The following is a 1,656-nucleotide window of genomic DNA, read 5'->3' as shown; positions in this document are numbered from 1 at the left end:
CGGCCGCCGCGTCGCGCAGCCGGGACCGGACGAACTCCAGCCGGTCCAGCGTCCACGCCCGCGCCCGCACGTGATCGGCCGGGCCCCGCGGCCCCGCACCGTCCCCCGGGCGCGGCACCGGGACCCGCAGCGCCGCCAGCAGCCCGTCCAGATCCCGCACCTGCGCCGCCCGCCCCGACAGGAACGCCGCGCCGATCCGGTCCAGCCGGAACATCCGCGGGCCGTCCCGCATCCGGCACCACCCCACCAGGTACTCCCCGTAGGGGGCGATGACCAGGCCGTGCGCCTCCACGTCCCGGAAACTGCGCGCCCCCGCCCGATCGGTGTAGGCCAGCCGCACGACCCGCCGGGTGCGGACCGCCGCGTCGAGGGTGCCGCGCACCGGCCCCATCAGCGACCCCACCGCGCTCAGCGGCGCCGGCTCCTCCGGCGGGCCGGGCAGCGCGTAGCCGCGGCCCCGCTCCGCCCGCACCGGCAGCCCGCCGTCCGCCAGCAGCGACAGGTCGCGGCGGACGGTCCGCTCGGCGACCCCCAGCCGCGCCGCCAGCACGGCCGGCCCCACCGGCTCGGGGGAGGCCGCCCGAAGCTCGGCGACGAGCGCCAGCAGCCGGTCGATGCGATCCACGCCCCCATCGTGACGCGAGCCACCGGCGATCCGCCGTCCCCGAAGGACCCAAATCCCTTACCCGCAAGGCGAACCCGCCGCCGGCCGGAGTCCGTCCACCCCCGCCGCAGGGCCGGGGGCTTCCGGTCCCTCGGCGGGCGGGGTCAGCGGCCGGACAGTTCCGCTGCCAGGCCCTCGAAGTCGGCGGCCGTCAGCGACAGTGCGCTGCCGATCGCCTGCGTCGCCTCCGCGCTGCCCAGATGCCGGGTCGCGGCGCGGTCCAGGTAGGCCTCCACCAGGCGGGCGCCGGTGAGCCGGCCGCGCGGCCGCAGCGACCCCACCTCGCGGTTCACCACCGCCCACGCGTCCGCGCCGAGCCGCAGACTGCGCTCCTCGGCCAGCAGCCGCACCAGCGCCGCGCGCGCCTGCGGCCCGGCCAGGTCCGGCAGCCGCACCGCGCGCAGGTCCGCGGTCAGCTCGGGCGCCGCCGCCGTCAGCTCGCCGACCCGGTCGGGTTCGCACGTGCCGAGCAGCGCCGTGTCGTTGACGCCCTCCAGCCGCGTCCGGTACAGGACGGACGCGTACGCGGCGCCGTCGGCCTCGTCCAGGATCAGCCCGTCCAGGCCGTCCAGCAGCAGGACGTGGCCCGCGTGCTCCTCCAGTGCGGCGCGCAGCCCGTCGGGGCCGTTCTCGCGCAGGTCCTCGGCGTGGACGGAGTGGACCTCGCCGCTGGAGGCGTCGACCTCGGCGAGGGCGCGGGCCGCCATCCGGGCCAGCCGCCGCTGCCCGCTGGACGGCGCGCCGATCAGCAGCAGCGCGGGCGCCGACGCGCTCGACACCTCCTGCCCGCGCAGCCGCCGCGCCCACTTGCCGCGCCGGCGCACCTCGGTGACCACGCGGCCGATGTCGTCGGCGCCGCACAGGAACCGGATCCCGTAGGCCTCGGCGATCTGCGGGTCCGGCTCGGCGAGCGGTGCGGCCGGGAGCGGGGGCGGCGGCTCGGGCACCGGTGCCGGCGGTCCCGCACGCGACCCTGCCGCCCCCGCCGGCAC

The 1,656-nt window shown here is 79.3% G+C and carries 2 protein-coding genes; both read right to left on the bottom strand.

The window, feature by feature from the left end; all coding sequences use genetic code 11:
- Nucleotides 1-625, bottom strand: a 625-nt coding sequence (locus E1284_RS40585) for a helix-turn-helix transcriptional regulator (RefSeq protein ID WP_131945417.1), incomplete at its 3' end; no start/stop codon positions are given.
- 143 nt (nucleotides 626-768) lie between these two features.
- Nucleotides 769-1,656, bottom strand: an 888-nt coding sequence (locus E1284_RS42280; RefSeq protein ID WP_207924253.1) for a hypothetical protein, incomplete at its 5' end; no start/stop codon positions are given.

Source organism: Actinomadura bangladeshensis (assembly GCF_004348335.1).
Classification (GTDB): domain Bacteria; phylum Actinomycetota; class Actinomycetes; order Streptosporangiales; family Streptosporangiaceae; genus Spirillospora; species Spirillospora bangladeshensis.
The sequence above is the reverse complement of the archived record's forward strand: the minus strand, read 5'-3'. Positions and strand labels throughout refer to the sequence as shown.